The organism is Immundisolibacter sp. (assembly GCF_014359565.1).
Classification (GTDB): Bacteria; Pseudomonadota; Gammaproteobacteria; order Immundisolibacterales; family Immundisolibacteraceae; genus Immundisolibacter.
In genome coordinates this window covers 295,651-321,604 of record NZ_JACIZD010000002.1, presented here as the reverse complement: position 1 = coordinate 321,604, position 25,954 = coordinate 295,651, and the positions used below count along the sequence as shown (strand labels likewise).

General features: G+C 68.9%; 24 protein-coding genes. 15 read left to right on the top strand and 9 right to left on the bottom strand.

The window, feature by feature from the left end; genetic code table 11:
• Window positions 1-8 precede the first annotated feature (8 nt).
• Complete coding sequence (locus H5U26_RS05315) at window positions 9-962, bottom strand: DUF1722 domain-containing protein (protein ID WP_290617396.1); 954 nt, start codon at window positions 960-962, stop codon at window positions 9-11.
• 66 nt (window positions 963-1,028) lie between these two features.
• Here H5U26_RS05315 and H5U26_RS05310 point away from each other — a divergent pair, with 66 nt between their 5' ends.
• Window positions 1,029-2,549, top strand: coding sequence for an FMN-binding glutamate synthase family protein (locus H5U26_RS05310; RefSeq protein WP_290617394.1), 1,521 nt, complete (start codon window positions 1,029-1,031; stop codon window positions 2,547-2,549).
• A gap of 150 nt (window positions 2,550-2,699) precedes the next feature.
• Here the strand turns inward: H5U26_RS05310 and H5U26_RS05305 are convergent, their stop codons facing one another.
• On the bottom strand, window positions 2,700-3,203 hold the full coding sequence (locus H5U26_RS05305) for a flavin reductase family protein (protein WP_290617392.1): 504 nt from the start codon (window positions 3,201-3,203) through the stop codon (window positions 2,700-2,702).
• Window positions 3,204-3,205: 2 nt separating this feature from the next.
• Complete coding sequence (locus H5U26_RS05300; RefSeq protein WP_290617390.1) at window positions 3,206-3,607, bottom strand: group III truncated hemoglobin; 402 nt, start codon at window positions 3,605-3,607, stop codon at window positions 3,206-3,208.
• A gap of 328 nt (window positions 3,608-3,935) precedes the next feature.
• Between H5U26_RS05300 and H5U26_RS05295 the strand changes: the two genes are divergently transcribed.
• From H5U26_RS05295 to H5U26_RS05285, 3 genes are read left to right on the top strand one after another with little or no spacing between them, the layout of a single operon-like run.
• A complete protein-coding gene (locus tag H5U26_RS05295; RefSeq protein ID WP_290617388.1) occupies window positions 3,936-4,430 on the top strand; it encodes an aromatic-ring-hydroxylating dioxygenase subunit beta in 495 nt (164 codons plus the stop codon).
• 25 nt (window positions 4,431-4,455) lie between these two features.
• Entirely contained in the window at window positions 4,456-5,727 is a 1,272-nt protein-coding gene (locus H5U26_RS05290; RefSeq protein WP_290617386.1) for an aromatic ring-hydroxylating dioxygenase subunit alpha, read from the top strand.
• 44 nt (window positions 5,728-5,771) lie between these two features.
• Complete coding sequence (locus H5U26_RS05285; RefSeq protein ID WP_290617384.1) at window positions 5,772-6,197, top strand: HIT family protein; 426 nt, start codon at window positions 5,772-5,774, stop codon at window positions 6,195-6,197.
• Between the two features lie 15 nt (window positions 6,198-6,212).
• Here H5U26_RS05285 and H5U26_RS05280 read toward each other — a convergent pair whose 3' ends face one another.
• The 4 genes from H5U26_RS05280 to trxB form a co-directional block, all read right to left on the bottom strand.
• Window positions 6,213-7,424, bottom strand: coding sequence for a cyclopropane-fatty-acyl-phospholipid synthase family protein (locus H5U26_RS05280; protein WP_290617382.1), 1,212 nt, complete (start codon window positions 7,422-7,424; stop codon window positions 6,213-6,215).
• Window positions 7,425-7,692: 268 nt separating this feature from the next.
• Complete coding sequence (locus tag H5U26_RS05275) at window positions 7,693-8,091, bottom strand: PilZ domain-containing protein (protein ID WP_290617380.1); 399 nt, start codon at window positions 8,089-8,091, stop codon at window positions 7,693-7,695.
• Window positions 8,092-8,122: 31 nt separating this feature from the next.
• Window positions 8,123-8,656 carry a Smr/MutS family protein gene (locus H5U26_RS05270; RefSeq protein ID WP_290617378.1) on the bottom strand — a complete coding sequence of 178 codons (534 nt, stop codon included), beginning with the start codon at window positions 8,654-8,656 and terminating at the stop codon, window positions 8,123-8,125.
• A complete protein-coding gene (gene trxB / locus H5U26_RS05265; protein WP_290617376.1) occupies window positions 8,631-9,605 on the bottom strand; it encodes a thioredoxin-disulfide reductase in 975 nt (324 codons plus the stop codon). The genes H5U26_RS05270 and trxB overlap by 26 nt, the downstream gene beginning before the upstream one ends.
• Before the next feature lie 151 nt (window positions 9,606-9,756).
• Between trxB and H5U26_RS05260 the strand changes: the two genes are divergently transcribed.
• The 10 genes from H5U26_RS05260 (at window position 9,757) to H5U26_RS05215 (ending at window position 22,869) form a co-directional block, all read left to right on the top strand.
• On the top strand, window positions 9,757-12,078 hold the full coding sequence (locus H5U26_RS05260; protein WP_290617374.1) for a DNA translocase FtsK: 2,322 nt from the start codon (window positions 9,757-9,759) through the stop codon (window positions 12,076-12,078).
• Between the two features lies 1 nt (window position 12,079).
• The gene (gene lolA / locus H5U26_RS05255; RefSeq protein ID WP_290617373.1) at window positions 12,080-12,709 is read left to right on the top strand and encodes an outer membrane lipoprotein chaperone LolA; all 630 of its coding nucleotides are present in this window, start codon (window positions 12,080-12,082) and stop codon (window positions 12,707-12,709) included.
• 7 nt (window positions 12,710-12,716) lie between these two features.
• Entirely contained in the window at window positions 12,717-14,057 is a 1,341-nt protein-coding gene (locus tag H5U26_RS05250; RefSeq protein WP_290617371.1) for a replication-associated recombination protein A, read from the top strand.
• Window positions 14,054-14,425: a fluoride efflux transporter CrcB gene (gene crcB / locus H5U26_RS05245; RefSeq protein WP_290617368.1), complete on the top strand. Its 372-nt coding sequence runs from the start codon at window positions 14,054-14,056 to the stop codon at window positions 14,423-14,425. Before H5U26_RS05250 ends, crcB begins: the two co-directional genes overlap by 4 nt.
• Before the next feature lie 192 nt (window positions 14,426-14,617).
• Complete coding sequence (locus H5U26_RS05240; protein WP_290617366.1) at window positions 14,618-15,937, top strand: porin; 1,320 nt, start codon at window positions 14,618-14,620, stop codon at window positions 15,935-15,937.
• Window positions 15,938-15,952: 15 nt separating this feature from the next.
• Window positions 15,953-16,384 carry a substrate-binding domain-containing protein gene (locus H5U26_RS05235; protein WP_290617364.1) on the top strand — a complete coding sequence of 144 codons (432 nt, stop codon included), beginning with the start codon at window positions 15,953-15,955 and terminating at the stop codon, window positions 16,382-16,384.
• 31 nt (window positions 16,385-16,415) lie between these two features.
• Window positions 16,416-18,719: an EAL domain-containing protein gene (locus H5U26_RS05230; protein ID WP_290617362.1), complete on the top strand. Its 2,304-nt coding sequence runs from the start codon at window positions 16,416-16,418 to the stop codon at window positions 18,717-18,719.
• 154 nt (window positions 18,720-18,873) lie between these two features.
• Window positions 18,874-20,394 (top strand): M14 family metallocarboxypeptidase, encoded by a 1,521-nt coding sequence (locus tag H5U26_RS05225; protein ID WP_290617360.1) that lies wholly within the window; start codon window positions 18,874-18,876, stop codon window positions 20,392-20,394.
• Complete coding sequence (locus H5U26_RS05220) at window positions 20,394-21,836, top strand: M14 family zinc carboxypeptidase (protein ID WP_290617358.1); 1,443 nt, start codon at window positions 20,394-20,396, stop codon at window positions 21,834-21,836. Before H5U26_RS05225 ends, H5U26_RS05220 begins: the two co-directional genes overlap by 1 nt.
• Before the next feature lie 55 nt (window positions 21,837-21,891).
• A complete protein-coding gene (locus H5U26_RS05215) occupies window positions 21,892-22,869 on the top strand; it encodes an aldo/keto reductase (RefSeq protein ID WP_290617356.1) in 978 nt (325 codons plus the stop codon).
• Window positions 22,870-22,881: 12 nt separating this feature from the next.
• On the opposite strand, the gene hemL is transcribed toward H5U26_RS05215, so the two are convergent.
• Both hemL and thiE read right to left on the bottom strand, forming a co-directional pair.
• Entirely contained in the window at window positions 22,882-24,159 is a 1,278-nt protein-coding gene (hemL, locus tag H5U26_RS05210; RefSeq protein ID WP_366055894.1) for a glutamate-1-semialdehyde 2,1-aminomutase, read from the bottom strand.
• An 11-nt stretch (window positions 24,160-24,170) separates the two neighbouring features.
• A complete protein-coding gene (thiE, locus tag H5U26_RS05205; RefSeq protein ID WP_290617352.1) occupies window positions 24,171-24,821 on the bottom strand; it encodes a thiamine phosphate synthase in 651 nt (216 codons plus the stop codon).
• A 141-nt stretch (window positions 24,822-24,962) separates the two neighbouring features.
• Here thiE and cysK point away from each other — a divergent pair, with 141 nt between their 5' ends.
• The gene (gene cysK, locus H5U26_RS05200) at window positions 24,963-25,895 is read left to right on the top strand and encodes a cysteine synthase A (protein ID WP_290617350.1); all 933 of its coding nucleotides are present in this window, start codon (window positions 24,963-24,965) and stop codon (window positions 25,893-25,895) included.
• Window positions 25,896-25,954: the final 59 nt, after the last annotated feature.

The following is a 25,954-nucleotide window of genomic DNA, read 5'->3' as shown; positions in this document are numbered from 1 at the left end:
CGCCGCCTTCAGGCGTGATAGCGCAACAGCTGCTCGCGCGGGTCGGGATGCAGGTAGGTCTGCCGCGCCGCCCAGGGCTGCGGATGGCGTCGCAGGTGATGGCGCAGCAAGGTGATTGGCACCAGCAGCGGGCCGCGGCCGGTCCGGTAGGCGTCGATGGCCGCCTGCAGTTCGGTCTTGTCGCCTGGGTCGAGCGCGTCCTTCAGATACCCGACCAGGTGCTGCAGCACGTTGACGTGGTTGCCGACGCTGGCGGGCCGCGCCAGCGCGGCCATGAACTCGCGACCGTACTGGTCCAGCAGCTGTGGCGCCGGGCGCCGGCCGGCGCCGGCCACCAGCGGACCCAGGCGCCGGTAGGCGGCCTGGTTGTGGGCCAGCAGCTGATACTTGTGGCGGCTGTGGAAGTCGACCAGCGCCGCACCGCTCACCTCGCTCGCCGTCAGGGCCTGCCAGCGGGCATAGGCGAACACCCGCTCGATGAAGTTCTCGCGCAGCGGCGGATCGTTCAGGCGACCTTCCTCCTCCACCGGCAGCAGGGCCTGGCGCGCCATCAGGCCGGCGGCATAGGCGCCGCTGGCGCGGCCGTTCGGCATGCCCGCTTCGGTGTAGGTCTTGACTCTTGCCATGCCGCAGCTGGGCGAATTTTTCTTCAGCACGTAGCCGCACAGGTCCGGCAGATCGCGACTGACGCGCGCCGCCTCGCCGTCCAGCGCATCGGTCACGTCCAGTGCCGGGTCGTGCACGCCGCGCACGCGCAGGCCGGCGGCGGTCTGCACCAGCCGGATCGGCCGGCGCGGCACGCCCAGGCCGATGGCCACCTCCGGGCACAGCGGCAGCAGCTCGAAGTGTGTCCCCAGCAGGTCGGCTACGAAGCTGTCGCGCTTGTGGCCGCCGTCGTAACGCACCGGCTGGCCGAGCAGGCAGGCGCTGACGCCAAGGCGCAGGCGCGGTAGCTCCGGCATTCGGTGCAGGGGGTCGATAATGGACGGGCCAGAGTTCATGTCGCGCCGTTGCCTGGAGTTGTCACGATGCCGATCCTGCCCGAAAACCTGAGTCGCTGGGTGATGGCGGCGCTCCAGTTGCTCGCGGCTTTGTTCGTTTTTTCACTCATCGCGCTGGTGCTGGTGGCGCTGGTGATGTACGTGGTCGACCGCACGCAGACGCAGCACGCGGTGCGGCGCAATTTTCCGCTGGTGGGGCGGTTTCGTTACCTGTTCGAGCGTCTGGGCGCGTTCTTCCGGCAGTACTTCTACGCCATGGATCGCGAGGAGCTGCCGTTCAACCGCGCCCAGCGCAGCTGGGTGTACCGGGCGGCCAAGAACCTCGACAACACCGTCGCGTTCGGCTCCACGGTGGACATCCACCGGCCCGGCTCGGTGATTTTCGTCAGCAGCCTGTTCCCGCCGCTGGAACAGGAAACCACCCAGCCGGATGCGGTCACGCTCGGTCCGTTCTGCCGGCAGCCGTACAGCACGCGCGCCATCTTCAACATCTCGGCCATGAGCTACGGCGCGCTGTCGCAGCCGGCGGCGCGGGCGCTGTCGCTGGGCGCCGCCAAGGCCGGTTGCTGGCTGAACACCGGCGAGGGCGGCCTGGCACCGGCGCACCTGGAAGGCGGCTGCGATGTGGTGTTCCAGATCGGCACCGCCAAGTACGGTGTGCGCGACGCAGTCGGCCAGTTGTCCGAGCCGCGCCTGCGTGAGCTGGCGGCCTTGGAACAGATCCGGATGTTCGAGATCAAGCTCAGCCAGGGCGCCAAGCCGGGCAAGGGCGGCATCCTGCCGGCGGTGAAGGTGACGCCCGAGATCGCCGCCATCCGCGGCATTCCGGCCGGCCAGGATTCGCTGTCGCCCAACCGTCACCCGGACATCAACAACCTGGACGACCTGCTGGATCAGATCGCCCGCATCCGGGACATCACCGGCAAGCCGGCCGGCTTCAAGACCGTGATCGGCAGCCTGGACTGGCTGGACGAGCTGTGCGCGCTCGTGCTGCGCCGCGGGGTGGAATCGGCGCCCGATTTCATCACCGTCGACAGTGCCGAGGGCGGCAGTGGGGCGGCGCCGATGCCGCTCATGGACGGTGTCGGCATGCTGCTCAGCGACAGCCTGCCGGCGGTGGTCGACCGGCTGATCGCCTGGAATCTGCGCGATCGCATCAAGGTGATCGCCTCCGGCAAGCTGATCAACCCACGCGGCGCCGCCTGGGCGCTGGCGGTGGGGGCGGATTTCGTCAACTCCGCGCGCGGCTTCATGTTTGCGCTGGGCTGCATCCAGGCCATGCGGTGCAACAAGAACACCTGTCCAACCGGCGTCACCACCCACGACCCGCACCTGCAGCGCGGCCTGGTGCCCGAGGACAAGGCCGAGCGGGTGGCGCACTTCGCCCGCAACATGGAGAAGGAGATCGCCATGATCGCCCACTCCTGCGGAGTGCCCCAGCCGCGCGCGCTGCGCCGCCGGCACGCGCGGATGATGGTGGAGCACGGGCGCTCGATTGGCCTTGAGGAGCTTTATCCGGCGCCTCGGCCGCGTTCGATGGCCGGCTAAATCCCGGCGCCGGTGCGCCCGCTGGGTGTGCCTTTGGGAGCGCAGCTTCGCGGCGCGATGAGGGGTATCGGCCGCAACGCCATCGCCCGGCAAAGCCGGGCTCCTACAAAAAACCGTGGCAGCTGGGCTTCGGCGTAGCAGACGGCAGCCTCAGCCGCCGTAGAACACCTTCTCGCCCAGGTCCTTGAGCCACAGCGTGGCGTCGTCGGCGCGCCCCGCCGGCTGCTGGCGCACCACGGCCTCGGTCACCTCGCCGATGAACACGCTGTGATCGCCGCGCTCGACGCTGTCGACCAGCGTGCATTCCAGGTATGCCGGCACGGCGTCGAGCACCGGCGCGCCGTTGCTGCCGTCCTGGTATGGCTGGCCCGACAACAGGCCCGGTTCGGCCTGTACCGGCTTGAAGAACGCGAAGGCGATGTTGCCCTGCTCCTTGCCCAGAATGTTCAGGGCAAAGCGGCCGCTTGCCTTGATGACGGCGTGCGTGCCGGAATCGGCCTTGACGCCGAGCGCCACCAGCGGCGGCGCGAATGACGCCTGCGTCACCCAGTTGACGGTGGCGGCGGCGAGCTGGCCGTCCGGTGCCTTGCCGGTCAGCACGTACAGGCCATAGGGGATCATGCGCAGGGCGGTTTTCTTGTGTTGCTCGTCCATCTTCAATCCTCCTGTTTCTTGTTGGAAGTGGGGTTTTGCAGCTCCGTGCGCACCCAGTCGGCCATGCGCCGGGCGCGGGTGAGCCACACCTCGGCCAGCTCGGCCGGAAGATGATCGCGCACCGTCGCCTCGAACAGCCGCAGCCACGGATCGACCTGCTCGGGCCGCACGCCGAAATGGCGGTGCACGGTGTGCGGGTTGTAGACATCGTCCCGGTACCGCTCGCCGCCCAGGTCGATCCACCAGAAGTGCCCGATGCGCGCCTTCACTTCATCCCAGTCCCTGACCTTGGCGAAGGTGGGGCCAAGCTCCGGGTCGTGCCGCACGCGGTCGTAGAAATCCGCCACCACGGCGGTGATGCGTTCGCGCCCGAGCAGGGCGGCCAGGTCACGGTGAGTGGTCATGGTTTCTATCCCTGCGGTGCCTGATCCCGGGCCGGGCACGTTCCGGAGGGGCGAACGCAAGACGCCGATGTCCGCTCTTTGAAGACCAGGCTGTAGCTGGTCGTGACTCTGAGGCCTTCCCGCATGGCGCCCCCTCATCGGCATGTGCGCAGCAATCTACGCCCGTCCGGCGCGGTGGGCAAAGCCTGCCTGCGTCGCCGAGTTCTTCTGGCAGCCGCCCGGGTTGCCGGCGCCGGGGTCAGGCATGAAGCCCTTGACGGCGGTCAATGGCCGCCAGCGGGCCCTGTCCACAATGTCCACACCTGAATGCCCACACGAGGTGCCGCCCATGTCCACTGCCGTTGCCACGGCCCCTGTCACCACCACGCGCCAGGAAGTCGAAGACCTGATCCACGCCTACGTGCAGTGCATCGACGACGACCGCCTGGAGGAGTGGCCGGATTTCTTCACCGACGATTGCGTCTACAAGGTCATCCCGCGCGAGAACGCGGATCTTGGCCTGCCGGTGGCGGTGATGTTCTGCGACAGCAAGGGCATGCTGCGCGACCGCATCGTCGCGCTGCGCAAGGCCAACATCTATGCGCCGCACTTCTACCGCCACCTGGTCAGCAACACCCGCATCCTGGGCGAGCAGGCCGGTGTCATCACCGCGCAGACCAACTACGGCGTGTTCCAGACCCTGCTGGACGGCGAGACGCGGGTCTACAACACTGGCAAGTACGTGGACAAGATCGTGCGCGTCAACGGCGCGCTGCGCTTCAAGGAGAAGCTGTGCGTTTTCGACACGTACCGTATCCAGACCTTGATGGTCACCCCCATCTGAGCCAGCACCAAAGGAGTAATCAGTCATGGACGCACGCGTGAAACGGACCGGCGGACTCATCTGGCCGGAAGAAGGGGTCAACTCGGCCGTGCCGTACGGTGTATTCACCGAGCAGGCGGTGTACGACGAGGAGCAGGCCAGGATATTTCGCGGCCCGACCTGGAATTTCATCGGCCTGGCGGCGGAAGTGCCCAACGCCGGCGACTTCAAGGCCACCTTCATCGGCGACACGCCGGTGGTGATGACGCGGGACGACAAGGGCGCCATCCATGCCTGGGTCAACCGCTGTGCTCACCGCGGCGCACTGGTGTGCCGCGAACTGCGCGGCAACAACGCCGCCGGTACCTACACCTGCGTCTACCACCAGTGGTCCTTCGACGCCGCCGGCGACCTGGTCGGCGTGCCTTTCCGGCGCGGTCTGGGCGGCAAGGGCGGCTACCCGGCCGATTTCGACCTCAAGCAGCACGGCCTGCGCAAGCTGCGGGTGGAGAACTACCACGGCGCCGTGTTCGCCACCTTCGACGACACCATGCCGGGTTTCCAGGACTACCTGGGCGCCGATGGCGCGGTGGACCAGCACCTGCGGCGTGTGCTGGAGGGCCGCGACATCGAGGTCATCGGTCACGCCCGCCAGTACATCCCCAGCAACTGGAAGTTCTACGCCGAGAACACCAAGGATCCCTACCACGCCAGCCTGCTGCACCTGTTCCACATGACCTTCGGCCTGTACCGGTCGAGCCAGGTGGGCGGGGTCAAGATCACCGGCGGCTGGCACACGGTGCTGTTCTCGCGTTCCGGCACGGACTCCGAGGAGGCCATCTCCGAGACCAAGGACTCGCAGCTGCGCACCTACCAGGCCGACAGCTACACGCTGGCCGACCCCTCGCTGCTGAAGGGCCGCAAGGGCGAGTGGGGCGATGACGTCACCTTGGTCATCATGTCGTTGATGCCGAACCTGGTCATCCAGCAGATCCAGAACACGCTCGCCGTGCGCCAGATCGTGCCCAAGGGTCGCGATGCCTTCGAGCTGGTATGGACCTACTTCGGCTACAAGACCGACGACGAGGAGCTGCGCAACATCCGCCTGAAGCAGATCAACCTGATCGGCCCGGCCGGGCTGATCTCCATGGAAGACGGCGAGTCGTCCGTGATCTGCCAGCAGGCGGTGGTGCGCGACCAGAACGACTGGTCCTGCATCGAAATGGACGGGCGCGATGTGAAGGACACCGACCACCTGGTGACTGAAACCACCATCCGCGCCTTCTGGGACGAGTACCGGCAGCTGATGGGGTACTAGCGGCTCCGCCGCCGGAGCGTCGGCACAGCGGGCACAATGGGCGCATGAATGCACCCTGCCCGCTGTGCCAACCGGACCGCGAGACCGTGCTGTGGCAGGACCGCTCGGCGCGCGTGGTGCTGGTCGGCGACCCGGCCTATCCGGGCTTTTGCCGGGTGATCTGGCAGGCGCACGTGGCCGAGATGACGGACCTCACGCCGGCGCAGCGCCGTCATCTGATGGAACTGGTGTTTGGCGTGGAGACGGCGCTGCGTCAGGTGCTAAGGCCCACCAAGATCAACCTGGCGAGCCTGGGCAACCAGGTGCCGCATGTGCACTGGCACGTGATCCCGCGCTTTGCCGATGACGCGAGCTTTCCGGACGCCATCTGGGCGGCACCCCGCCGCGCCGGGGCGCCGCGCAGTGTCGATGCGGCTGTCTTGCGTCAAGTCTTGGGCAGCACCTTGCCGGCCGCGGGCGAAACCGGCTGAGGCCAGCCCGCCGCGTCATCCGGCGCGGCGCAAAGCCCGCGGCTGTGCCAGCGGCGCATACAGGTAATCGCGCGTCAGCGGTACGGCGTCGACCTCGGCCGCCAGTTGCACCTGGGCCACGGCCAGACCATCCGTCTCGAAGGCGGCCTCGGAGGCCGCCAGGTAAAACTCCCACATCCGGCAGAACCGCTCGCCCATGCGCTCGGCCACCTCGGCGCGATGCTGCTGGAAACGGGCCTGCCAGGCATTCAGGGTCAGCGCGTAGTGCCGACGCAGCAGCTCCATGTCCATGACCTTCAGCGCGCTGTGCTCGATGCCGGCGGTCAGTTCCGACAGCGCCGGACTGTAGCCGCCGGGGAAGATGTACTTGCGCACCCAGGCGTTGGTCAGTCCCGGCGGACCCAGGCGACAGATGGTGTGCAGCAGGGCCACACCGTGCGGGCGCAGGCCGGCCGCCACCTGCCGGAAAAAGCGCGCGTAATAAGGCCGCCCGACGTGCTCGAACATGCCGACGCTGACGATGCGGTCGTACTGGTCCGTGTGCTCCCGGTAGTCCTGCAGCAAAAACTGCACGCGGCCTGACAAACCGCGTTCCTGGGCCGTGCGCTGCGCGACCGCCAGCTGGGAGCGGGACAGCGTCAGCCCGATCACGTGCACGTCGTGGTGCTGCGCCAGATGCAGGGCCAGGCTGCCCCAGCCGCAGCCGATGTCGAGCACGCGCTGGCCCGGCTGCAGGCACAGCTTGGCGGCGATGTGCTCGACCTTGGCCCGCTGCGCGGCCTCCAGGCTCAGCTGCGGCACTGCGAAATAGGCGCAGGAGTAGTACATCTCCCGATCCAGGAACAGACGAAACAGCCACTCGTCCAGATCGTAGTGATGGGCCACGTTGCGGTAGCTGGCCTGCACCCGGTTCCACTGCTGCAGCAAGCCGCCCAGCAGGCGCCGCAGGCGCCCGCCGTCGCGGGCAAGCTCGCCGGCGTTTCGCATCAGCACGGCCAGCAGCGTCGCCAGCTCACCCGGCGGCGTATCCCACTCGCCGCGCATGTAGCTCTCGCCCAGCGCAAGCTCCGGGTTGGCGATGATGCGCCGCAGGCTGTCGCGGCGGGTGAAGGTCCAGCGCGCATGCGGCGGGCCGCTGCCGAACAGGTGCCGGGCGCCGTCCGGCAATCGAAGTTCGAGCGTGCCACGCCGGATCAGGCGACCGAGCACGGCAAGTTCGCGTTTCATGGCGAAACCTCCCGACCCCTTGCCCGAGCCTGCCGGATGGAGGTCACCGAAGCTGCGGTGACCTGTCCCCGGTCGCCGCCAAGAGGTGCAACCGAAAACACCGAAATCTGCGCCTGCGATTGAAAGCGGCAACTGCCCTGCGGTCAAGGGGACGCCGCGCCGTACCGGCACGGGCCCGTTGCAGCGACGAATTGAAATTGGCCACATGGCGCAATGCCCGTGGCCAGGGTGCGACTACCGGCCGGGGACAGCCCGGCCGGCGTTGTGATCAGGCTTTCCCTGGCGAGCCCGCACCGGCGTTCATGTGCTTGCGCATCATTTCCGCCAGGTCACGCCGCAGGAAGGCAGGTTCGCCGAGGTTGCGCTCGATCAGCCGGCGCAGCTCGCCCATGCTGTCCAGGTCGATGCCGGTGCACTGCCAGCCGAGCGCGTCGGAGTCCTGGTGGCGCAGGATGCCAGCCATCTGGATGCGGGTGCCCTCGTCGAGGAGAAAGCGCAGCGCGCAGCGCTCGCCGAGCTCGCCTTCCCAGCCGCGCGGTCGGCTGACCAGTGCCCCGTGCAGGGACAGATCGATGGCCTGGCACGGCCAGCTGCGCCCCTGGCTCACGAACTCGGCCTGCACGTGCAGGCTGATGCGGGTATAGCGACGGCGTTCGATCACGTTCATTCGACTCCGGCACACCGGGAAGCCCGGCAGATCAGGCGCGGCGCAGCAGCACGCGCACGGCGCCGCTGCCACCGTCGCGGGGGCCTGCGCTGCGTAGCGCAAGCACCGCGGGATGCCCTTTTAACGACTCGATCACCAGCGGCTTGAGCACCGGCAGATCCTGACCCGGACGCTGGCCCTTGCCATGGATGATGCGCACGCGCTCGCAGCCGCTCGCCAGGCAGTCGGCGATGAAAGTCTGTAGCGCCGCGCCGGCCTGCGTCGCCGTCAGACCGTGCAGGTCGAGCTGCGCCTCGGCCACGAACAGCTCGCCGTCCAGGCGGCGCAGCGCACGGTTTGGCACGCCGGGCCGAGCCAGCCGCACGGTTGCGCCCGGCTCGATGACCGGCAACACGGCCGGCAACGGTGGCGGGGCGTCGGGTCGTTTGCGGCGCGGGGTAGCGGGACGCGTTGCCGCCGGCACCTTGGCCGGCGGCGCCCCGCGCAGCGGCCGCACCGGGCCGACTGCGGCGCGAAACTCGGCGCCCGGATCGGGCGCCTCAGGTGGGTCGGTTTTCGAGCCCATCCAGGTAACGCTCCGCATCCAGTGCCGCCATGCAGCCGCTGCCGGCGGAAGTGATGGCCTGGCGGTAGACGTGATCGGCCACATCGCCGGCCGCGAACACGCCCGGCACGCTGGTGGCGGTGGCGTTGCCGTCGCTGCCGCCGCGCACGCGCAGGTAGCCGCCGCGCATGTCGAGCTGACCCGCGAAGATGTCCGTATTCGGGCTGTGGCCGATGGCGATGAACACGCCGCTGAGCGCGCGCTGCTGCGTGCCGCTGCCGTCGGTGGCGGCGAGGCGCACGCCGGTGACGCCCGACTCGTCGCCCAGCACCTCATCCAGGGTATGGTTCCACACCAGCTCCACCTTGCCGTCGGCGGCGCGCTGCATCAGCCGGTCGATGAGAATTTTCTCGGCCCGCAGGCGGTCGCGGCGGTGCACCAGCGTGACCTTGCTGGCGATGTTGCTCAGATACAGCGCCTCCTCGACCGCCGTGTTGCCGCCGCCGATCACCGCCACTTCCTGGCCGCGGTAGAAAAATCCGTCGCAGGTGGCGCAGGCCGACACGCCGCGGCCCTTGAAGGCTTCTTCCGATGGCAGGCCCAGATAGCGCGCCGAGGCGCCGGTGGCGATGATCAGCGCGTCGCAGGTGTACGTGGCGCTGTCGCCGTGCAGCACGAACGGCCGCCGGTCCAGTTCCACCCGGTTGATGTGGTCGAACACGATCTGCGTGCCGAAGCGCTCGGCGTGGCGCTGCATGCGCGCCATCAGCTCCGGGCCCTGCACGCCGTCGGCGTCGCCCGGCCAGTTGTCGACGTCGGTGGTGGTCATCAGTTGCCCGCCCTGGGCGATGCCGGTGATCAGCACCGGTTCGAGGTTGGCGCGGGCGGCGTACACGGCGGCGGTGTAGCCGGCCGGACCGGAGCCCAGGATCAGCAGGCGGCAATGGCGCGGGACGGTGGAATCGGTCATGTCGCTCGTAAAGGCAAAAGGCGCTGGGGCAGGCGATTATCCGGCCGCCTGCGCCTTGGCCAAAGCGTTTGTCGACGGCAATCGCCAGGGGGCACCATCCGGCGCCTGTTAAAATTCGCGCTTCGCCCCCTCCTGGTCCTCTAATAGCCTCATGTCGCGTCCGCGCCGTCAGCAACTGCCCCCGGTACCCAAGCGCTGGCGGCTGCCGGCCGGTCTGCGCGAAACGGTGGTGCTGCTGTTGCTGGCCAGCGCGGCCTTCCTGCTGCTGGCGCTGCTGAGCTTCGACGCGCAGGATCCGAGCTGGGCCAGCACCGGCGGCCACGCCGGTATTCGTAACGCCGGTGGCCGCATCGGCGCCAACTGGGCCGGTCTGCTGTACTACTTCTTCGGCTACCCGGCGCTGCTGATTCCGGCACTGCTGTTGTGGTTTGGCTGGCGCGTGTATCGCAGCGGCGACCAGGGCGTACCGGTACGGGCGCGCGGCGTGGCCTTCCGCTTGCTGGGCCTGCTGTTGGCGATGATCTGCGGCGCGGCACTGGCGCAGATCTACCTGCCACACGGTGCGCTGCCCAACGGGCCGGGAGGCGGACTGGGCCTGGAACTGGGCCGTCTGGCCGCCGGCAGCCTCAACACAGCCGGCGCCACGCTGTTCCTGGCCGCCGCTGGCCTGTCGGGCATTACCTGGGTGACCGGGTTCTCGTGGCTGAAGCTGACCGAGCTGCTGGGCATCGCGGTGGTCAAGGGCGCCACCGTGGCCGGCCGCGGCCTGCGCGTGTACGCCGACGGCGTGGCCGGCAAGCGGGCGCGCGAGGACCGACGCGAATCGGTGGACCGCCACAAGGCCAAGGACGTCAACCGCAAGCCGCCGCGCATCGAGCCGGTGCTGCGGCCGGTCGAGATCGTCGACCGGGTGGAGGCCGAGCGCCAGGTGGAGCTGTTCGAGCCGGCACCCAACATCGCCCCCACGCTGCCACCGCTGAGTCTGCTCGACGACTCCGAGACCAAGGTCGTCGGCCTGTCGGCCGAGGCGCTGCAGGCACTCTCCAAGCGCCTCGAACTGAAGCTCGAAGAATTCGGCATCGAGGCGCACGTGGTGGAGGTCCACCCCGGCCCGGTCGTGACGCGCTTCGAGCTCGACCTGGCCGCCGGCGTGAAGGTCAGCCAGGTTACGGGCTTGGCCAAGGACCTGGCGCGCTCACTGTCGGTGATCAGCGTGCGCGTGGTGGAGGTCATCCCCGGCAAGTCCACCATCGGCATCGAAATCCCCAATGAACAGCGCGAGCTGATCCGCTTCGCGCAGACCCTGCGCTCGCGCGCCTACGACGACAGCCACTCGCCGCTGACGCTGGCGCTGGGCAAGGACATCCAGGGCATCCCGACCGTTGCGGACCTGGGCAAGATGCCGCATCTGCTGGTGTCCGGCACCACCGGCTCGGGCAAGTCGGTGGCCGTCAACGCCATGGTGCTGAGCCTGCTGTTCAAGGCCACGCCGGACGACGTGCGCATGATCATGATCGACCCCAAGATGCTGGAGCTGTCGGTCTACGAGGGCATCCCGCACCTGCTGTGCCCGGTGGTCACCGACATGAACGACGCGCACAACGCGCTGCGCTGGTCGGTGGCCGAGATGGAGCGCCGCTACAAGCGCATGGCGGCGCTGGGCGTGCGCAACATCGCCGGCTACAACCGCAAGGTGCGCGAGGCGGCCGAGGCCGGCACGCCGATCCCAGACCCCACGCCCGCCAAGCCGGCGGACTTCGAGGATGGCGAGGGCGAAATCGCCTACTGCGAGCCGCTGCCATACCTCGTCGTCATCGTCGACGAGTTCGCCGACATGATGATGGTGGTCGGCAAGAAGGTGGAGCAGCTGATCGCCCGCCTGGCGCAAAAGGCGCGCGCCGCAGGCGTGCATCTGATCCTGGCCACGCAGCGGCCGTCGGTGGACGTGATCACCGGCCTGATCAAGGCAAATATTCCCGCGCGCATCGCCTTTCAGGTGTCGTCCAAGATCGACTCGCGCACCATCCTCGACCAGATGGGCGCCGAGGCGCTGCTCGGCCACGGCGACATGCTGTACCTGCCACCGGGCACCTCCATCCCGACCCGCGTGCATGGCGCCTTCGTGTCGGACGAGGAAGTCCACCGCGTGGTGGCGCACCTGAAATCCACCGGCCGGCCGAATTACCGCGACGAGATCCTGCGCGGCGACTTTGGCGAGGACGGCAGCGAGGGCGGCAGTGCCCCGTTCGCCATCGGCGAGCGCGAGGAAGGCAGCGACGAGCTGTACGACAAGGCGGTGTTTTTGGTCACCAGCAGCCGCCGGGCCTCGGTGTCGGCGGTGCAGCGGCATCTGCGCATCGGCTACAACCGCGCTGCCCGGCTGGTGGAAGAAATGGAACGCGCCGGCATCGTCGGCCCGCTCAAGTCCAACGGCGCCCGCGACGTGCTGGCCGAAGCCCCGCCGGGAGGCTGACATGCGAGCCCGCATCCTCGTCGTGCTGCTCGGCCTGCTGGCCGGCCCGGCCCTGGCCGATGGCCTCGCCACGCTGGAACGGTTCTACACGAACACCCACACGCTGGCCGGGCGTTTCACGCAGACCGTCAGCGACGCCAACGGCACGGTGACGGAAACCAGCAGTGGGCAGTTCGCCATCCAGCGGCCGGGCCGCTTTCGCTGGGACTATCAGGCGCCCTACGAGCAGACCATCGTTGCCGACGGGCGCGAGCTGTGGGTGTACGAGCCGGACCTGGATCAGGTGACGGTGCGGCCGATCGACGCAGACACTGCCGACGCGCCGGGGCTGCTGCTGTCCGGGGCGGCGTTTCCGAGCAAGCTGTTCGACATCACCAGCGAAAAGGACGGCTGGCTGCGCCTGACCCCCAAACAGAAGGACAGCGGCCTTGGCGCCGTGCGCCTGAAACTGGCCGGCGACAGCGTGCAGGCCCTGCAACTCGACGACGGCCTGGGCCAGACCACGCGCATCGAATTGCTCGACCAGCAGCGCAACGGTTCCCTGCCGGCGGCGCGTTTCCGCTTCGAACCGCCGCCTGGCGTGGACGTGATCCGCGCCCTGCCGCAGCCGCCGACGGGCGGCAAACCGTAGCCGGCCCGTGGCAGGCGGCCCGCCCGACCTGTTCGACGCCGCCGCCGATCCGGGTCGGCCCCTGGCCGATCGCCTGCGCCCGCGCACGCTGGACGAGGTGCTGGGCCAGGATCATCTGCTGGCACCCGGCAAGCCGCTGCGGGTTGCCATCGAGGCCGACCTGCCGCGCTCGATGATCTTCTGGGGCCCGCCCGGCACCGGCAAGACCACGCTGGCGAGGGTGCTGGCGGCGCACACGCGGGCCGAGTTCATCACCCTGTCGGCGGTGCTGGCCGGCATCAAGGAAATCCGCGAAGCGGTGGAGCGCGCCCGCCAGGTGGCAGCCGCTGGCCGGCGCGCCGTGCTGTTCGTGGACGAGGTACACCGCTGGAACCGCGCCCAGCAGGACGCCCTGCTGCCGCACGTCGAGAACGGTACCGTCACCCTGATCGGCGCCACCACCGAGAATCCGTCCTTCGAGCTGAACAACGCGCTGCTGTCGCGGGCGCGCGTGTACCTGCTGCGCCCGCTCACCGTGGCGGATCTCGAACGCCTGATCGAGCGCGCGCTGAGCGACACCGAGCGTGGCCTGGGCGCGCTCGATATCCGCTTTGCCCCGGAGCTGCGCCCCACGCTGGCGGCCATGGCCGACGGCGACGCCCGCCGCCTGCTGGGCCTGCTGGAACTGGCTGCCGACATCGCGCCCGAGACCGCCGACGGCCGGATTATCGACGAGGCCGTGCTCAAGGAGCTGGCCGGCGAGAGCTGGCGCCGCTTCGACAAGGGCGGCGAGGCCTTCTACGACCAGATATCGGCCCTGCACAAGGCGGTGCGCGGTTCGGCGCCGGACGCCGCGCTGTACTGGCTGGCGCGCATGCTGGACGGCGGCTGCGAGCCGCTGTACATCGCCCGGCGCGTGCTGCGCATGGCCAGTGAAGACATCGGTCTGGCCGACCCGCGGGCCCTGACCCTGGCGCTCGAAGCCTTGCAGACCTACGAGCGCCTGGGCTCGCCGGAAGGCGAACTGGCGATCGCGCAGGCGGTCACTTATCTGGCCTGCGCGCCCAAGAGCAATGCGCTGTATACGGCCTTCGATGCCGCCATGGCCGACGCCCGCCAGTTCGGCTCCCTGCCGCCGCCGCTGCGTATCCGCAACGCCCCGACCAGGCTCATGAAGCAGCTCGGCTACGGCAAGGGCTACCGCTACGCGCACGACGAAGCCGGTGCCTACGCCGCCGGCGAGCGCTATTTCCCGGATGAGATGCCCGACCGCCGCTACTACCAGCCCAGCGACCGCGGCCTCGAGCGGCGCCTGGCCGAACACCTTGCGCAACTGCGCGCCCGCGACCGCGAGGCCGGCGAGCAGTGAACGGCGCCGTACTGGCGGCCGTCGCACTGGGCGGCGCGCTGGGCTCCGTGGTGCGCTATCTGGCCGTCAATGGCCTGGCCGGGTGGCTGGGCCGGGCCTTTCCGTATGGCACGCTGGCGGTCAACGTCGTCGGCTCCTTCCTGATGGGCCTGGCGCTGGCGCTGCTGGTGCAGCGCGGCCTGCTGGGCGAACCCTGGCGCGCCGGCCTGATGGTGGGGGTGCTGGGCGGCTTCACCACCTTTTCCGCCTTTGCCGGCGAGACGCTGCTGCTGGCCCAGCAGCGCCCGGCCGTGGCACTGCTCAACATCGGCCTGCATTTGGCGCTGTGCCTGCTGGCGGTGTGGGCGGGTGCCAGGGTCGCCGGCTGAGCGGCGGCTACGCAAAGGCACCCCGGTCCACGCGCGTCGTATTGACATTGACCCTCAAGTCGAGTGCCATGCGCTGACAGTCCGACTCCGGACGACGGCGCTGCGCGCCGATCACGCCGATTCAGGTAAACGGACCGCACGCTCCCGCATCGGCTTTCGGGCAACAAAACAATGAAGTTCGGTGGAGAACGCATGGCGCATGCAAGCGCGCGCTCCGGCCATACCTCGGGCACGGGCAGCCGTCATCCGGCGGGCCGTGCGCTCCTCGCGGTGACCCTGCTGGCAGGCTGCGCCGATACGGTTGGCTCCCCTGCCATCTCATGGAACGGCTTCGGAACACTGGGCGCAGTCCGCTCCGACCAGGACTACTCGGACGTGGTCTCCGGTATCTATCTGCAACCCAACGGTGCCGGCGCCACCCACCGCTGGCACCTGGGCGTGGACAGCAAGATCGGCGGCCAACTGGATGCCCGCTTCAGCCCCGAGCTTTCCGCCGTCCTGCAAGTGATGTCCAAACACCGCTACGACAATTCCTGGACGCCCGAGGTCGAGTGGGCGAACGTGAAATATCAATTCACTCCCGCGTTCAGTGCCCGCCTGGGCCGCACCGTGGCGCCGATGTTCATGCGCTCCGACACGACGAACGTGGGTTATGCAAACCCGTGGCTGCGCGGTCCCCAGGAAATCTACGGCATGGTCCCCATCACCCACCTGGACGGTGTGGATATGGCCTGGAATGTCGGTGTCGGTCCTGTCATGAATTCGTTTCAGGCCAATTTCGGATACAACCAATTCAAGGCCGTCGACGGCCTTGAAATAACCGGGAAAAGCGTCTGGATCGTCAGCGACACGGTCGAGTACGAAAACCTGACGCTGCGTGTCAGTTATCTGGCCGTGGACCTCAGCTTCGATTCCGCCGATCTGGACAGCCTCCTCAACGGCCTGTCGGGGGCCGGCGATAACCTCGTCACGGCCGGCTTTCCCCTGGAAGGTGGCCGCGCGCGTGCGCTGGCCAGGCGCTACGACCTCGATGAAACGCCGCTTGAAATCTTCAGCGTCGGCGCCCGCTTCAATCCCGGAGACTGGCTGCTGATGGGTGAATGGGCGCGGATGACCGATGCCGGGGTGCTGCCAGAGACGGACGGCTGGTACGTGACGGGCGGCTACCACTTTGGCAAGACCACGCCCTACGTCACGGTCGCCGAAGTCAACGCCAGGACGCCCTCGGAATCCGGAATACCGCTCGCCGGCCTGCCACCGGGTTCCCTGCGGGGTGCGGCGGGCGCGCTGAACAGCGGCCTTGATGCAGTACTCAGCGCCGCGGCCCCATCCCAGAAGAGCCTGACCCTGGGGCTTCGGTGGGATCTGCTGGACGCCGCCGCCCTGAAGTTCGAATACCAGCACATCCGCCTCGACGATCGGTCCGCCGGGCGCTTCGGCAACCTGCAGCCCGGGTTCCGGCCGGGGGGGAACGCGGATGTGTTCTCCATCGCCCTGGATTTCGTGTTCTGAGCGCCGGGGACGCAAATGCCGTTTCTTAAAGTCCCCGGCCTATCCAGGCTTGCCATGCTGCTCGCCCTTGCCGGCAACATCGCGGCGGCCGAGGTCGTCATTGTCGTTTCGCCACAGAACCCCACCACCACGCTCAGCACGCGCGAGGTGTCGAACATCTTTCTTGGCAAGGTCAATCGCTTCCCCAACGGCCAGCCTGCGGTACCGATCGACCAGCCCGAAGATTCGCGGCCGCGAAAAGAGTTTTACCGCGACGTCAGCAACCAACAACCGGCCGACATCAAGGCGTACTGGTCAAGGATGATTTTCACCGGACGGGGCCAGCCACCCATGGTGGTCGATGGCGACGAGCAGGTGAAGAAAACCCTGGCCGGCCGACCCGACGGTATCGGCTACATCGACCGCGCCGCAGTGGACGACAGCGTCAAGGTACTGGCCGTCCAGTAGGCCGCAGCGCCATCACGTGGAACCTGACAGCATGCGATTGAAGGAAGTGTCGAGGCGCCTGCTGGCGGCCTTGCGCCACGGGCTGAGCCGCGGCACGGAACCCGTGCTGCTGTTCCCCGGCCTGGCGATCCTGTTGCTGGGCGTGTTGTGGATTGCAACGGCCAGCCTGGCACGCCAGGAATACGCCAATGCGCGGGCCACCGCCGTGCTCACCACCCGCGAGCTGGCCGAAACCTACGAGGCCCAGATCGTGCGCGCCCTGCGTGAGATCGACCGCACCCTGAAGTGGGTCGCCTATACCCACGCATCGGACAACCACGAGTCCATCCTGGCCGAACTCGGCGACAAAGGCTTGTTGCTACCGGACTTTCTGTTCACGGTCAGCATCGCCGACGCCGACGGCAACGTCCGCGCCAGCACCCGGGTCGACGGGCGCGCGAACATCGCCGGTACGGATTACTTCGAGGCGCAGCGCACGCAGACCGTGTTTGCGGTCAGCGCCCCGCAGCCGAACCCGCACTCGCGCGACTGGACCCTGTACTTCAGCCGGCGTCTGGACAAGCCCGACGGCAGCTTTGCCGGGGCAGTCGTCATTGCCGTGGACGCGGCCTATTTCGTCAGCGGATACGAACAGGCTAAGCTGGGCCAGCACGGCTTCCTTGGCCTGCTGGGTACGGATGGCGTCTTCCGGGTCGGTCGCAGCGGCCAAACCGTGGCCGTCGGCGAGGTGGTCGACTACAAGAAAGTCGTTCCGGAAGCCGAAGCCGACATCGACCTGACCCGGGTATCGCTGTCGGACAACCGCTGGGACGGGGTGCGGCGTTACACGGCGGCGCGTGCCCTCTACGAGTTCCCGCTGGCCGTGGTCGTCGGCCTGTCGGAGGACGAGCGGTTACTGCCGGCCGCCGCCCGGGTGCGTGGCTATCTGCTGCGCAGCGGTGCCGCCAGCCTGGCGCTGCTCGCCCTCATGGCCGTGCTCGGCCGCCTGAGCTGGCAGCTTCAGCAAAGCCGGCAACGGGCCGCGCAGGAGCAGATCGAGCACGCCGAGCGCATCCAATACATCGCGCATCACGACAGCCTGACCGACCTGCCCAACCGCGGCTTTTTCAGCCACATGCTGAACCAGGTGCTGGCGCTGGCCAAACGCTACAACCGCGAACTGGCGGTGCTGTTTCTGGACCTTGACCGCTTCAAGCTGATCAACGACACCCTGGGCCACGACGCCGGGGACGCGCTGTTGCAGGAGGTAGCCCGCCGCTTGACGGCCGCCGTACGTGAAAGCGACGTGGTGGCAAGGCTGGGCGGCGACGAGTTCATCGTCCTGCTGCCGGAGCAATGCGACGAAGCCAGCCTGTTGACCGTCGCGCGGCGGGTGCTCGATTCGGTCGGCAAGCCGTACGATTTGCTCGGACACGAGTTTCGGATCACGGTCAGCATCGGCGTCAGCCGCTATCCGCATGACGCCCAGGACGAACAGTCCCTGCTCAAGACGGCCGACATCGCGATGTACCGCGCCAAGGAAAAGGGCCGCAACACTTTTCACTTCTACTCCGGGGCCGAGAACACGACGACCCTTGAGCACCTGAGCCTGGAATCGGCGCTGCAACTGGCGCTGGAGCGGCAGGAGTTCGCCGTCCACTATCAGAACCAGCTGGACCTGAACACCGGCGAAGTCACTGGCATGGAGGCACTGCTGCGCTGGAGGCATCCGCAGCTCGGACTCGTCCTGCCGCTGCAGTTCCTGCCGCTGGCCGAGGAAAGCGGGCTCATCGTGCCGATCGGCAAATGGGTGATCGAAACCGCCTGCCGGGATTGCATGGCCATGCAACAGGCAAGCGGGCGGCGACTGACCGTGTCGGTCAACCTCTCGGCCCGGCAGTTTGCCGACGACAACATCACCCGCGACCTGGAAGCGATCCTCCAAAGGACCGGCATCGAGCCGGGCCTGCTGGAGCTCGGCGTCACCGAAAGCGTGCTGCTGACCGACATCTACCGGGCGGTGGCGATACTCGGCGACATCAGGGCGCTGGGCGTGCGGGTGGCCATCGACAATTTCGGTGCCAGCTACTCGTCCCTGTCGACGCTGCGCCGGTTCCGCTTCGACACCGTCAACATCGACGGCAGCGTCATACGTGATTACGCGCACAGCCCGGAGGACCGGAAACTGACCGAGGCGACCATCGCCATGGGCAAGGACCTGGCCTTCACCGTGGTGGCCGAGGGTGTGGAAACGGAGGACCAGGCGCAGTTCCTGCGCGCCGTGGCCTGCGACAAGGCCCAGGGTTTCTATTTCGGGCGCCCGGCACCGCACGATTCGGCGCAGTCGACGCCGTAGACGGCGCGCCGCTCCGGGGCAGCGTCGGAAAACTGTGGGAGCGCGGCTGTGGCGGCCGATCATCGCGCAGCGAGGCTGCGTTTGTACCCGGGGTTTTCCATGGCGGGCGCCAGCTTGGCGGGCGGGGCGCCTGATCGCTCCGCCATGCGGGGTCATGAACTGCATGTACAGGATTCTGAATGCCTCCAAGGCGCTGCTGCTGACGGTTTTGATCGGCACCGCGGCCTGCGCCGAAACGCCGCCGACGCCGCTGGAAGCCGTCGGCTACAGCCGCCACAGCACGTCCGAGGAAATCTCGGCCTACCTGGATGCGCTGGTCGCGCGCACTCCGGAGGTGGCGCGCACGGAGGTGCTCGGGCGCAGTGTGCAGGGCCGGCCGATCGAAGCGCTGCTGCTTGCGGCGCCGACGGCGCAGGCGGGCGCGCCGCGACTGAAGGTGCTGCTGGTCGGCTCCCAGCACGGCGGCGCCGAGCCAGCCGGTGGCGAGGCGCTGCTGGCCATCGCACGCGACCTGACCGAGGGCGACCTGCGTTCGCTCCTGGACGATCTGGACGTCGTGCTGATCCCGAACGCCAACCCCGACGGGCGCGATTTGCGGCGCCGCGCGAACGCCAACCGGGTCAACATCAACACCGATTTCGTGCTGCTCTCGCAGCCGGAGAGCCGCGCCCTCACGCAGGCCCTGGCCCGCTACGCGCCGCACGCCGTGCTCGACACCCACGAGTCGGCAGTGCTCAAGCGCACCACGCTGGCGCGCGAGGGCTACCTGACCGATTTCGACGCCCAGTTCGAGATCGCCAACAACCCGGCGCTGCCGGCCGGCCTGCGGGCCTTCGCGCAAGACCAGGTTCTGCCGGCGCTGCTCGCGCGCGTGTCGGCCGCCGGCCTGCCGGCGAATCACTACATCGGCGAGATCGTCAGCACCCGCCAGCCGATCACCAACGGCGGCCTGACGCTGCGCAACTTTCGCAACACCGCCGGCCTGGGTGGCGCCCTGTCGGTGCTGGTGGAAACCCGGCTCGACCCGCACCACGACCACTTTGCGAGCTATCGCAACATCGCCGTGCGCGTGCAGCGGCAACAGCTGTGCATCCGCAGTTTTCTGGCCGAGGTGCAGGCGCGACGGGCGGCCATCCTGGCGCACACCGCCGCCGCTCGGGCTGCGCTGAAACCGCCCACGCTGACGCTGTTTGCCGGCTACGCGGCGGACCCGGATCACCCGACCGTCACCCTGCCGCTGCGCCGGCTGGACACGCGCGCGCTGGAGGCGATCCGCTTTGCCGATCATCGCCGGGTAGTCACCGCAGACACGATCCCGTACCCGCCGGCGCTGGTGGTGACCGAGCACACCGACCGGCTGCGCGAGCTACTCGATCACCACGGCATTCGCTTCACGACGCTGACGCAGGCGACGCGCCTGGCGGTAGCTGCCACGCGCTTTGCGGCGCGCCCGGGGCCGGCCGATCGGGTGTCCGCCCAGACGAGTGGGCGCACGCCGCTGACCGTCAAACCCGGCAGCCTGGTCATCGATCTTGCGCAGCCCGCCGGCCGCAAGGCATTGCTGCTGCTGGACCCGCGCTCGACCAGCAGCGTGTTCCGCTACCCGGACTACGCCGCGCTGGTGAGGCCGGCGGCCGATTTTTTCGTCTATCACGCGGCTGAGGCGCCGCCGTGATGGCGCTGCCGACGCCACTGGAAGCACACGCCTTCGGGCGCTATTCGGACAGCGCCCAGATCGCCGCTTACCTGCGTATGCTGGCCGCTGCCAGCGGCGGGATGGCGGTGTTCGGCTGCGCCGGACGGTCCGCGCTGGGGCGCGAAATTCCGGTTCTGCTGTGCGGCGTGACGGATCCGGCGCGCGTCGCCAGCGGCAAGCTGCGGGTCATGCTGGTCGGCTCCCTGCACGGCGCCTCCGAAGCCGCCGGCTGCGAGGCCCTGCTGTGCCTGGCGCGCGAGCTGCTGCTGGGCGAGCTGCGCGAGCTGCTGGATGTGTTCGAGCTGGTGCTGATCCCCAACGCCAACCCCGACGGGCGGGACGCGGACTCGTTTCGCAACGGCAACGGGGTCAACATCAACCGCGATTTCGTTCTGCTGGAACAGCCCGAAAGTCGGGCGCTGGATGCCGCCGTGCGGCACTACGCCCCGGCGGTAGTGCTGGATGCCCACGAATCGGCGGTCCTGAAGCGCAGGACGCTCGGCCAGGAAGGCTACCTGACGGCCTTCGAGGCGCAGTTCGATGTCGCCAGCACGCCCGCCATCCCGGCTGCGCTGCGCGATTTCGCGACCGGCACCCTGCTGCCGCAACTGATCGCCGGCGTACAGGCGCGCGGCCTGCACGCGCAGCGCTACATCGGCGAGATCCGCTCGCGGAGCCAGCCGATCACGCACGGCGGCCTGACGCTGCGCATGTTCCGCAACAAGGCCGGCCTGCGCGGGCCGCTGACGGTGTTGCTCGAAACGCCGATGGAACCGAAGGCCGGGCAGTACGCGACCTATCGCGACATCGGCCCGCGCGTGCGCAAACAACTGCTGTGCATGCGGGTGTTTCTGGACTGCATCCGCGCCAGTGCGCCGGCCATCCGGGCAGCGCAGGCGCGCGCCGTGCTGGAACTGGACGAGCCAACCTGCGCCCTGAACGGCAGCTACTTGCGCCACCCACCGGACGCCACCCTCGCGCTGCCGCTGCGCGAACGCGCCAGCGGCACGCGGGTCCAGTCCACGTTTGCCGACCACCGTACGGTGATCGCGCAAGACCCGCTGCGCATTCCACCGCAGTACTTCGTCACCGAACACACGGATATGTTCGCCGAGCTGCTGGCGCGCCACGGCGTGGCCTTCGAAAGGCTTGCCGAGGCCATCGAGGTTCCCGTGGTGAGCGAGGTGTTCGCCGGCGGCGACGTGCCCGAGGCGGCCTGCCAGCGGATCGACGAAGTCAACCACCGCCGCCTCATCCCGGCCGGTGCCCTGCGTGTGCCACTATCGGGCAGCCACCGCCGTCTGGTGCCCTTGCTGCTGGAGCCGCGCTCGACCAGCAGCGTGTTTCGCTATCCGGCGTTTGCCGGCCTGCTGCAGCATGGGCAGCCGTTCTTCATCCCGCGCGGCGTGGACGAGAACTGATCGGCGAGCCGGCGCAGAATCGAATTTCCGGCATTTTCGAGAGGAGACAAGCAGCATGGAATACCGACAACTGGGCAACACCGGCCTGAAGGTCTCGGCCGTCGGCCTGGGCGGCAACGTGTTCGGCCCGCCGCGCCAGGACCTGCCTTCCAGCATCGCTACCGTGCACCGCGCGTTGGCACTGGGCGTCAACTTCATCGATACCGCCTACATCTACAACGACGGCCGCAGCGAGGAGTTTCTGGGCAAGGCCCTGGCCGGCCGGCGCGGCGAGGTGATCCTGGCCAGCAAGTGCAATCTGTTGAACATGGCCGCCGGCGAGTCGGTCGCCGCGCGCATCCGCAGCCACTGCGAGACCAGCCTGCGGCGCCTGGACACCGATTACCTGGACCTGCTGCAGCTGCACTTTCCCTTCCCGCAGGTAGCGGCCGAGGAAATCCTGCAAGCCTTCGCGCCGCTGGTGCGCGAGGGCAAGGTGCGCCACATCGGTCAGTGCAACTACGCCGCCTGGCGCCATGCCGAGGCACTCGGCGAGGCGGCGCGGCTGGGCCTGCCGGCGTTTGCCACTGCCCAGCACCAGTGCAGCCTGCTGGTGCGCGGCGCGCAGCTGGAACTGCTGCCATTCTGCGAGGAAAAAGGCATCGGCTTTCTGCCGTACTTCCCGCTCGCCGCCGGGCTGCTCAGCGGTAAATACCGCCCCGGCGAGGCCGCGCCGGCCGGCACCCGCGGCGCCGCCGGCAGCCCCACCATCAGCCGCTTGCGCACGCCGGAAAACGAACGCCTGCTGGGCGCCCTGACCGAATTCGCCGCCGCCCGTGGCCACAGCCTGCTGGAACTGGCCTTCGCCTGGTTGTTGTCCCAGCCGGCCGTCAGCAGCGTCATTGCCGGCACCATGAGCCCGGCGCAGATCGAGGCCAACGTCAACGCCGGTCAGTGGCGGCTGGATGCCGACGACCGCACGGCGCTGGCCGAGCTGCTCGGTCCGGTCGTGCCCCTGTGGATGGCCGAACCGGACCTGGCGTCGTTTCGCTGAGGCTGGTGCCGCTCACGCAGCGGCAAAGGCCCGGCGTGCGCGCTCGATGGTGGCTTCGATGGTCGCGGCATCGTGCGCGGCGGTGACGAAGCCGGCCTCGAATGCGGACGGGGCAAAGTTCAGGCCGGCGCCGAGCAAGGCCCGGAACAGGCGCCCGAAGCGGGCCACGTCGGCCTGCTGCGCCTCGGCCAGATCGCGCGGCGGGGCCCCGCGCAGAAAAAAACCGAACATGCCGCCCACGTGGACGGTCGAGAACGGCACGCCCGCGGCGTCTGCAGCCGCCTGCAGCCCGGCGGTCAGGGCCGCTGCGGTCGCTTCCAGCCGCTCGTGGAAGCCGGGCTCCTGCACCAGCGCCAGCGTGGCCAGGCCCGCCGCCGTCGCCAGCGGATTGCCGGACAGGGTGCCGGCCTGATAGACCGGGCCGGCCGGCGCCATCTGCCCCATCAGATCGGCCCGCCCGCCGTAGGCGCCGACCGGCAGGCCGCCGCCGATCACCTTGCCCAGCGTGACCAGGTCCGCGGTCACGCCAAAACGCGCCTGGGCACCACCCAGCGCCACCCGAAAGCCGGTCATCACCTCGTCGAAGATCAGCAGCGCGCCGTGCCGGTCACAGACCCGGCGCAGGCCCTCCAGGAAGCCCGGCTGCGGCAGCACGCAGCCCATGTTGCCGGCCACCGGTTCCACGATGACCGCCGCAATCTCCGCGCCCCGATCGGCGAACAAGGCTTCGACGGCCGCCAGATCGTTGTACGGCGCAGTCAGCGTCAGCGCGGCCAGTTCCGCCGGCACGCCGGGTGAGCTGGGCACGCCGAAGGTCAGCGCGCCGGAGCCGGCGTTCACCAGCAGGCTGTCGGCGTGGCCGTGATAGCAGCCGGCGAACTTGAGCAGCAGTTTGCGGCCGGTGGCGGCGCGCGCCAGGCGGATGGCGCTCATGGTGGCCTCGGTGCCGGAATTGACCAGCCGCACCTGTTCCATGCTGGGCACCAGCCGGCACAGTGTCTCGGCCAGTTCCACCTCGGCGCCGGTCGGGGCACCGAACGACAGGCCGCGCGCGGCGGCGGCCTGCACCGCCTGCACCACGGTTGGCGCGGCGTGGCCCAGGATCACCGCGCCCCAGGAGCACACGTAGTCGATGTAGTCGGTGCCGTCCACGTCGCGCAGGCGCGCGCCGTGCGCCTCGGCGATGAACGGCGGCTGCCCGCCGACGGCGCCAAAGGCCCGCACCGGCGAATTCACGCCACCGGGAATCACCGCCAGCGCGCGCTCGAAAAGCCGCTGTGAGTGCTGCATGTGTCTGTCCATCATGGGTTCTTCCATAAAGCCGCCAGGGCACGGGCGGCCGCTTCAGTGTCCACGCCCGGCCCGAACAGGGCGCCGCCCACCGCCAGGGCGTCGGCGCCAGCCGCCAGCAGTGGGGCGGCATTGTCGGCCCGAATGCCGCCGATGCACACGATGGGGCAGCGCAGGCTGGCCCGCGCCGCGCGCAGCAGGTCCAGGCTGGCGTAGATCGCGCCGGGTTTGGTGCTGGACGGAAAGAACCGCCCGAAGGCGACGTGATCGGCGCCAGCGGTGAGTGCGGCCGGCGCAAGCGCCAGGCGGTCGTAGCAGGTGGCGCCGATCAGCGCCCTGGGTCCGAGGCGCACGCGGGCCAGGGCCGGCGAGGCATCATCCCGGCCCAGGTGTACGCCGTCGGCGCCGACGCTCAGCGCCAGGTCGACATCGTCGTTGACGATGAACGCGGCGCCGTGGCGGGTGCACAGCGCACGCAGCGCCTGCGCTTCGGCCAGCCTGCGGGCCGAGTCGACGGACTTGTCGCGGTACTGCACCACGGCCACGCCGCCGCGCAGCGCCGCCTCCACCCGCGCGATCAGTTCGGCGCCGGCCAGCAGCGAGGTGTCGGCCAGGGCGTACACGCCGCGGATGGCGGGCGGTGGGGAAGGTTCGGTTTCCATGACTAAAGTGTCACCGTGGCGGAGCGTTTTGCGCAAAACGGCATAAGCGCGGCATAAACTGGCATTTGCCCCAGCTTTCCTGCCGTTCCTAGAATCGAATCCCCGTTTTCTTTCGCACCCGGCCCAGCCGGCGGAGATCCCATGGCGCACATTTTCGACGACATCACGCAGACCATCGGCAACACGCCGCTGGTGCGCGTCCGCCGCATGATTCAAAGCGAGGCCACGGTGCTGGCCAAGCTGGAGTTCTTCAACCCGCTGTCGTCGGTCAAGGATCGCATCGGCCTGGCCATGATCGAGGCGGCCGAAAAAAGCGGCCAGCTGGTGCCCGGCGGCGAGATCATCGAGCCGACCTCCGGCAACACCGGCATCGCGCTGGCCTTCGTGTGCGCGGCGCGCGGCTATCGCCTGACGCTGACCATGCCGGCCTCGATGAGCATCGAGCGGCGCAAGGTGCTGCGCGCGCTGGGCGCCGAGATCGTGCTCACGCCGGCCGAGAAGGGCATGACCGGCGCCATCGAACGGGCGCGCGAGCTGCTGGCCGAGCGGCCCGGCAGCATCATGCCCCAGCAGTTCGAGAACCCGGCCAATCCGGAGGTGCACCGGCGCACCACCGCCGAGGAAATCTGGCGCGATACCGACGGCCAGGTCGATTACCTGGTCGCAGGCGTGGGCACCGGCGGCACCATCACCGGCGTGTCGGAGGTCATCAAGGCGCGCCGGCCGTCGTTCAAGGCCATCGCGGTCGAGCCCACGGCCTCGCCGGTGCTGTCCGGCGGCAAGCCCGGCCCGCACAAGATCCAGGGCATCGGCGCCGGCTTCGTGCCGGCGATCCTGAACACCGGCATCATCGACGAGGTGATCCAGGTCAGCAACGAGGACGCCATGGCCTACGCCCGCCGCGCGGCGCAGGAAGAAGGCCTGTTCGTGGGCATCAGCTCCGGCGCCGCGCTGTGGGCGGCCGAGCAGATCGCCAAACGCCCGGAAGCGGCCGGCAAGACCATCGTGGCGATCATTCCGTCGGCCGGCGAGCGCTATCTGTCGACCGCGCTGTTCGCCGACATCGAGGTCTGAGGGCGCCCGCCGGGCCAGACCCGGCCGACCGTAGGGGCACGGCATGCCGTGCCCGCCGC